Genomic DNA, 8,198 nt, shown 5'->3' with positions numbered 1-8,198 from the left:
CGGACAAATCATCGACGGTAAAATAGAGTGCTTGTACCACGGTTGGCAGTTTGGGAGTGAGGGTGAATGTCTGCATATTCCCCAGTTACCAACCGATGCTAAAATTCCCGCTAATGCCTGTGTGCAATCGTTTAAAGTTGTGGAACGTCAAGGCATGGTTTGGATGTGGGCAGGAAACGCTGAGGCGGCGGATGAAGAGTGCATCCCAACTATTCCTAGCTTGAACAAGCCGGGTTTTGTATACACCGATAAAATAACTGAACTGCCCTGCGATCTCAGCTATGTTATCGAACATATGTTAGACCCGGCTCACATCCACATTGCTCATCATGGGAACCAAGGGAATCGGAAAAAAGCCCAACCGTTAGAAATGGAAATCATTGAAAGTTCGGTTAAGGGATTTCGTGGCAGGTTTCGGGAAACTAAACTACCTAATCCAACTTGGAGAAACCTTGATTTCATTGCTCCATCACTAGCGCATTTACACTTCCCCATTCCAGAGCGAGGTTGGTTTTTTGGACAGGCGTTTTATTTCTTCCCACTGGGTAAAGGGAGATGCCGGATTCTTACCCGAAGCTATCGCAATTTTGTGACTTGGCAAGTCAAATTGACGCCCAGATGGTGGATTCACTTAAAACAGAACAAAATCCTGGAAGAGGATTTGACACTTCTTTTAGGGCAGCAGGAAGAAGTTGAGCGGTTGGGACAAAACATTAAACAAGTGTATTCACCGCTCCCGACCTGTGACACCTTTGCGATCGCATATCGCCAGTGGTTGGATCGATTTGGGTCTTCTTTGCCCTTTTATCGGGGTTATACTACCTCAAACATGAGCCAAAATGCAGAAGAGTGCAAGCCTAATTGGGTACAGAGAGAACGATCTTTGCAACATACGCAACTATGTAGTTCTTGCAATCGCGCCTATCAGGTAACAACACGACTCCAACAAACGTTTATAGGGGTAGCGATCGCACTCGCCGCTTTAGCCATAATTACAGACGGTTCTGTGATGCAAATAGCGGCAGTGTCAGCTTCTCTGTTACTTGTCGCAATGGCGATCATAGCTGAGAAACTAAAAATCCAATTTGAGCGTTCCTAAACACTCACCACTAACAAGCGCTTGGTACAGAAACGATAAATTGCCCAGGATGCACCACTACTGATAAAAGAAAAAACAATGGCTACCAAACCTTTTAACCGCCGTGAGTTCTTGTGGGGACTTAGCCAATCAGCCCTCACCTTGCTGGTATTAGGACGGACATCCCAGCAGGTTGCTGCATCTGATGGGACTTCCCCCTCAGTACTGGTGCTTGGTGCTGGGCTTTCAGGTTTATATACTGCGTTGTTGTTAGAGGCAAAGGGGCTGTCGGTTACGGTTTTGGAAGCACGCGATCGCGTTGGGGGGCGCGTCCATACCCTAGATGACGTTCCCGGTAAGCCAGAGAGTGGGGGTCAGTCGTTAAGCGAGAAATATCAGCGCTTGTTAACCTTAGCTCAACACTTGGAAGTACCGATAGAAGCAGCAAAAGGGTTTGACAAAGAACTCCTGCTCTATGTTAGAGGGCAATCCGTGTTGCCACGAGACTGGCCTACATCGACTGCCGACCAATTAGTTGCAGCCGAACGGAGTCTCATGCCCTCGCGCTTGCTCTCACACTACCTCCGCCCGCATAATCCCTTAGAAGATGCTACAGCCTGGACAAAGCCGAACCATGCTTCCCTAGACATCCCCTTGGATGAATATCTCCGCGCCCAAGGTGCCTCGAAAGAAGCCCTTCGCCTGATCAACTTTGACCCCACTTCTTTAATGAATAGCCTGGAGACTACCTCCGCCCTGTGGGCACTCCGCAACGACCAGCGAGGCAAGACTCCTACCCAAAAACCCATGCATATCAAGGGTGGTAACAGTCGCCTGCCCGAAAAAATGGCGGCATCTCTGAAGTCTCCTGTCCAAACGCAGAAGGTAGTGGAGTCCATTCGTAGTCGTGAAACCGATGTTGAAGTCCACTGCTCAGATGGATCGAGGTTCCGGGCTGATTATGCCGTTGTTACTCTGCCGTTTTCCGTACTGCGCCAGGTAGAAATCACTCCCCCTTTGCAAGGGGCGCAGGCTGAAGCGGTACAGGAATTGCCCTACACCGCTGTGACACAAATCCGCTTTAAGGTTCGTGAGCCATTCTGGGAGAAAGACGGCTATCCACCGATGATGTGGACAGACTCTTTGCTAGAGAGCGTCTTTCCGATTCGGGATGAGACTGGGCGAGTACAGAGCCTGGTTTGCTGGGTAAATGGAGCCAATGCCAAGCAGTTGGATGCTATGAATGAAGAGGCATTAGCACAATTTGTCAAGTCTGAACTGAAACGAATTCGCCCTGCCACTGATGGGAATGTGGAGATAGTGCGCGTAATCTCCTGGGGTCGCGATCCTTATGCCCGTGGAGCGTATTCTCACTTCGCTCCCGGACAAATTCGTCAATTTCAGGACAAGATGGCTAAACCCTGGAAGCGAATTCACTTCGCAGGGGAACATACTGCGATCGCTTCTCCAGGTATGGAATCGGCTTTGGAATCTGCTGAACGAGTGACGAGCGAAATTTTTGCTCACCTTAAGTAAAGGCTTGAACTCAGCTAGTTCTTGACCTAGTTAATATCAGTACCCAAACGAGGAAGTTGACCATGACACTTGATACCCAAACACAAGATGTAGCCAAAACGACTGCCCCCTTAGCCGTACCAGAAAACGACCAGACCTTTAACTGGAAAAATTGTTGGTATCCCATTACTTTCCTTCAAGACTTACCTTCATCCTGTCCTTATAGCTTTTCCCTCTATGATGAACCCTTCGTTTTATTCAGAAACCAGGAGGGAAAACTGGTGTGTTTAATCGACCGTTGTCCCCATCGCGCAGCTAAACTCTCTGATGGACAACTCATCGATGGCAAAATCGAATGTTTGTACCACGGCTGGCAATTTGGCAGTGAGGGTGAATGTCTGCATATTCCCCAGTTACCAACCGATGCCAAAATTCCTACTAACGCCTGTGTAAAATCCTTTAAAGTTGTAGAACGCCAAGGCATCGTTTGGATGTGGCGAGGGGAACCTGAATCGGCTGATGATGACCGCATCCCAGCGATCGCAGAATTAGATCAGCCCGGATTTTTGGTCAGCTCAGACTATATGTCTGACCGCCCCTACGACCAAACGTATTTTATCGAGAATGTCATCGACCCAGCTCACTTCCCGATTAGCCATCATGGCTCTTTAAGCAATCGACAGAATGCTCAACCGTTGGAAATGGAAGTCCTCAACACGTCGGTTGAGGGGATTCGAGGCCGGGTTCGAGAAACAAGGAGTGCGAGCGAGAACTGGTTAGACCTCGATTTCGTTGCTCCCAATTTAGTAGCCTATCGATTTGATTTACCGATGCCTGGTTTAATGGGTGGAGCGGCTATTTATTCACTCCCTCTCGGCAAGGGGCGATGCCGTGTATTGCTCAGAAATTATCAGAATTTTTCGACTCGGAAAATCAAGCTAAAGCCTCGCTGGCTTGAGCACTTGTTTCGCAATCGAGTGTCGGAGGAGGATATGCCTTTCATCAGGGGACAACAGGCACATATCGAACGGTTGGGCAAAAATCCGAACTCACTATATTTGCCCCTCAAAACATCTGATACATTACTGATTGAGTATCGTAAGTGGCTGGATAAATACGGTTCATCTTTGCCGTTTTATCAGGGCTATACTACCTCAAAGCCTGGTGTTTTAAACAGCGAGGGGACTCCTCCTTCTGTTCTCGTAGACCGATTAAGGCGACACACACAACTCTGTAGTTCCTGTAATCGAGCTTATCAAGTCACCAATAAGTTGAAACAAACCTTGGTGGGGGTAGCAATTGGTATGGCGGCTTTGGCTATTGTCACCGATGCTTTTTGGGGTCGAATCGGGGCGTTGTCAGCTTCTGTTTCAGCAGTAGCTTTGGCCTTTATAGCTGAGAAAGTCAAAACCCGATTTGAGCGTTCCTATGAGCGGCACTAACTAGTGGTCTGTCAACCAAGTTTTGAGAGGTTTGTAGTGAGCGCTCAATTCGCCCAAGCGCTTACTAAGAACAGGATAAACACTCATCAAATCAAACTTGACACCCTACTAGAGCAGCGCAACAGAAATAAATGACCACCTGTCAATCTGCCCTAATCCCATAAACACTAACTATTTAGCCTACTCGGCAATGGTGGCACAATTAATTCGTAATTCGTAATTCGTAATTAAAGACGGGTGATGGGCACTTCCCCAGAATTGTTGCAAGCTCTTTCAAAGGAGCATTCTTTGAGTGTGAAGTAATGAAGTCTGTACCACACGGTATGATCTACTGCTAAGACGGGACTAGGCAGGAAGAAATAGTGGGGCAGACAAACTCGATGGAAAGTAGCTTACAAAACATTTTATTCCAGTTCTCCTCCGACCTCTATTGCCTCATAGGAAAGGACGGCTATTTCAAGCAAGTTAATCCAGCTTGGGAAGAATTACTAGGTTGGTCTCAGGCAGAACTGACGGCACAGCCTTGGTTAGCCTTTGTTCATCCACAAGAGGTGACTACCACGCAGAAAGTTTACCAAGAGTTGGTAACGGGTGAGCCGACTCAGTTGGAACATCGCTACAGCCACAAGAATGGCAGTTACCGCTGGCTTGTGTGGGAAATGGTGCTCAATGAGGATGGATGGATTTATGGGATTGGGCGAGATATTAGTGAGTACAAGCAACACGCACAAGCACTGGAGCAAATCGTGCAGCGTCAAGCAACACAACTACAAATCGCTCGTCAAGCGACAAAAATAGCCAGGGAGCAATTCCAGGAAACGCAGCATCAGCTGAGTGATTTGCAAGCGGAATTTGAAGCGCGTATCACAACCCAAGTTCAGCAACGTATCCAAGAAATCCTGATGGGTGAGAACGTCCCTGCGGAACTCGGCTATACCCTCACTTACGAAGACTTGTTGCGATCCATGCTGGAGTATCTTTATCCAGCACTTCCCCACGATGTCTCTGGAACCATTCTTCTGCTCGATACCAAGCCCAATCAACTTGAAGATATTAGCAAAAATCGATGGTACACCCCTCCACCTTGTAAGTTATTTCTGAAAACCCGTCGTCCCTTGACCCCTCAGCTTCAGACTGAGATTCAGCAGCAGATGCTCACTCGCTTATCCCGCCTCAACGGACAAGACCTGAGTAACTCATCTCTGACGCTGCATTACCTTAATTCTGTGGAATTTCAAGAAGCAAAAGACCCTCTAGAAACCTTGGGGTCTCTCTTACTGGTGCCACTCATTAACAGTCCCTACGACGACAACCGTATCATTGGGCTGCTGTTTTTGGGGACAGAGCAAGCCGAACAGTTTACTGAAGAGCAAATTCGCCTTTTGTATCACGTCGCTAGCAATGCGTCTATTTCTCTACAGCAGTTGCGATCCTTTTTTATCACCTTAGAAAAGCACGACCTGGAAACGATTCTGGCTCACTTGCCCGAAGGGGTACTGCTGCTGGATAGGGAACGACACATTGTTTTAACCAATCCTGTTGCCCGTGAGTACTTGGAGCTACTGGCTCAAATGGATGCTAACAACGTTTTGCAAGGCTTGGGCAGTAAATCTCTCGAAGAATTGATTCAATGTAATAGGGATGAGCCAGTTTGTCAGGAAGTAACCTCAGCCCATTGTCCCGATTTGGTGTTTGAAGCGATCGTTGAGTCTGTCACTCTAGAAATGCAGTCAGGGTACTGGTTAGTGTTGCTCCGAGATATTAGCGATGCCTATCAGCAAGCTGCGCAACACAAACGGGTAGAGTCCGAAATTCGCAAAGCCCTAGAAAAAGAAAGGGAGTTGAATGCCTTAAAAACTCGCTTAGTTCGGACGATTTCTCATGAATATCGTACCCCACTCGCGACAATTATCCTTGCAGCAGATACCTTAACTAAATATTATGATCGCTTAGGGATAGAACAACAGTTTTCCACGTTAAAGAAGATTCAAACGGCTGCCAAACAGATGGCTCACATGATAGACGATATCTTATTGAGTAATCAAATTGAATCGGGGAAATTAGCCTTTAATCCGGTCTCTTTAGATATCGTGAACTTCTGCGAGCAATTAGTAGAGGATGTCAAACTTTTAGGCAATCATCAGCACAGGATTGCTTTTTTCCAACGAGGAGATTTTAGCTATGTTCGTCTGGATGCAACGTTAGTGCGGCAGATTTTAACTAATTTACTGAGCAATGCGATTAAGTATTCCCCAGATGGCGGTGCTGTTCGATTAAACCTCTCCTGTGGCAATGGTAAAGCGGTCTTTCAAGTTGAAGACCAAGGCATAGGCATTCTGCCTGAAGATCGCCCTAAAATCTTTGAACCTTTTCACCGGGGCAAGAATACTGATACCATTCAGGGGACGGGATTAGGGTTAGCCATTGTTAAGCGGGCGGTGGAATTGCACGGTGGTGAGATTCGTTTTCAAACTCAAATGGAAGTTGGTACGACGTTTATTGTAAAGTTACCGTGCTAAAAAATCAAAATTTAAGATTCAAAATTTAAAATGATATTAATTGCAGATGAATCTTGCCAGGTTTTGGTGCAAGTGGTGAGGTAATAAATTGCTGAGCTTGAAAGGGTGATATGGGAAATCGTTGGCATCTTAGGGATTATGTATTCGCGGCCTTCATGACGATCGGTATGGTTATTGCTGTGTTCATCGTCGGTCCATTCGCACCTCCTGGGTTCAAGCTTTTAGCTTGGGCACCGCTAGGAGGAATTTTCCTGACATTAGGAATGGCACGTTTGCAGCGTCGTGGCAGTGTTGCTCTGATGATTCTTCCTCTGGCACTGCTTTTAGCGCTGATTAACCCCATTATTACCCTCTATCTGGCTGTCACTGTCTTAGTCACGGAAGTGGTGATGTTTTTCCTGGGGAACTATCGACGCAAAACCAACCGTTTAGTAGGGAACATCCTCTTTTTTGCGAGTGCCAATTTAGGGGGTGTGCTTCTCGGTGCTTTTCTCTTAACAGGTTCTCAAGCCGCTCCGTTTGCTAAACTAGCTCAGCCTGGGATATTGCTTTTACTCACGATAGTAGCAGGGGCAGCAGGTGCACTGGGCTGGTGGTTGGGAGAGTTAGCCATCAAGCAACTTAGAAAGGCTGGAAAAATGGATGTCGATCTCTAAGTTGAGCGAGCCAAAGCATCGCTTTTTGAGCCAGATTAATCCCCTACTCAAAATTGTTCTTTGTCTTAGCATCATTAGTATTGCGCTACTTGTGCATGATATTTGGGCGATCGCAGTCTTAGTACTCCCTCTGCTGGTGCTGCTGCCGATTTCAGTACAAATCAACCTCAAAATCCTCGTATATGTGGCGCTCACTCTGGTTGTATTTATGGCTATTTCCACCTGGCTGAGAGACTTCCACACCTCCCTTTTTAGTACCCTGCGCCTCATCGCTATGTTGTTACCAGCACCGTTGCTAGCGAGTACGACATCACCATCCGATTTGGTGAGAGCTTTTCAAGCGATTCGGTTGCCCAATTTTATCGTCCTGAGTCTGATACTCACCTGGAGATTTCTGCCACTGCTTCAGCAAGAAGCCCAGCGAATTATAGAAGCAAATTGGTTGCGAGGAGTAAACTTGACACGTCAGCCAACCCAATTGTTCTCTGGTTTGTTCTTGCCCCTGATTTTCCGCATTGTTGCTTATGCCGATGAGGTTACCGTAGGGTTGGAGACTAGAGGTTACGATCCGACAGCGCCGCGCAGTAATAGCCAGCCCTTGAGATGGTACCTGAAAGATACTATTTTTGCTGTGAGTGCTGTTTTTTTGTTGGGAGTTGTGGCATATCTGGAATGGGTAGCGTGAAACTAGGGGTTAGGAGCTAGGGGCTAGACGCTAGTACACGCGGGCGCAAATACGCCTACCATTTGGGGAAGCCATCAAAGCAAAGTAAGCAAGGTATTGATTGGAGAATGGTAGTAAACTTCCAACTTGGAGTACTAGAGCATTAGATTAGGGCGGGTTTTGATTGGAGATTATCGGTTCGTTGCGTCATTTTGTCCCTAAACCCGCCCCTACAAAACGTGCTTATTAATAAATTCTTCCTTTTTGACTTTTGACTTATTTAGATGGCATCCAACCCACCACTCATAGAAGTTATTGACCTTT

Annotated in this window: 6 protein-coding genes; all 6 read left to right on the top strand. The window is 46.9% G+C overall.

Annotation, left to right across the window (positions count from 1 at the left end; translation table 11 throughout):
- Positions 1-1,099: Rieske 2Fe-2S domain-containing protein (locus V6C93_RS36385; RefSeq protein WP_333481574.1), on the top strand; the 1,099-nt coding region annotated here is incomplete at its 5' end.
- 78 nt (positions 1,100-1,177) lie between these two features.
- Complete coding sequence (locus V6C93_RS36380) at positions 1,178-2,614, top strand: NAD(P)/FAD-dependent oxidoreductase (RefSeq protein WP_333481573.1); 1,437 nt, start codon at positions 1,178-1,180, stop codon at positions 2,612-2,614.
- A 62-nt stretch (positions 2,615-2,676) separates the two neighbouring features.
- Entirely contained in the window at positions 2,677-4,035 is a 1,359-nt protein-coding gene (locus V6C93_RS36375; RefSeq protein ID WP_333481572.1) for a Rieske 2Fe-2S domain-containing protein, read from the top strand.
- Between the two features lie 362 nt (positions 4,036-4,397).
- Entirely contained in the window at positions 4,398-6,554 is a 2,157-nt protein-coding gene (locus V6C93_RS36370) for an ATP-binding protein (RefSeq protein ID WP_333481571.1), read from the top strand.
- Positions 6,555-6,664: 110 nt separating this feature from the next.
- Positions 6,665-7,210 (top strand): hypothetical protein, encoded by a 546-nt coding sequence (locus tag V6C93_RS36365; protein ID WP_333481570.1) that lies wholly within the window; start codon positions 6,665-6,667, stop codon positions 7,208-7,210.
- Positions 7,197-7,895: an energy-coupling factor transporter transmembrane component T gene (locus V6C93_RS36360; RefSeq protein WP_333481569.1), complete on the top strand. Its 699-nt coding sequence runs from the start codon at positions 7,197-7,199 to the stop codon at positions 7,893-7,895. The genes V6C93_RS36365 and V6C93_RS36360 overlap by 14 nt, the downstream gene beginning before the upstream one ends.
- Positions 7,896-8,198 lie beyond the last annotated feature (303 nt).

It is taken from the genome of Allocoleopsis sp., from assembly GCF_036703385.1.
Taxonomy (GTDB): domain Bacteria; phylum Cyanobacteriota; class Cyanobacteriia; order Cyanobacteriales; family Coleofasciculaceae; genus Allocoleopsis.
The sequence above is the reverse complement of the archived record's forward strand: the minus strand, read 5'-3'. Positions and strand labels throughout refer to the sequence as shown.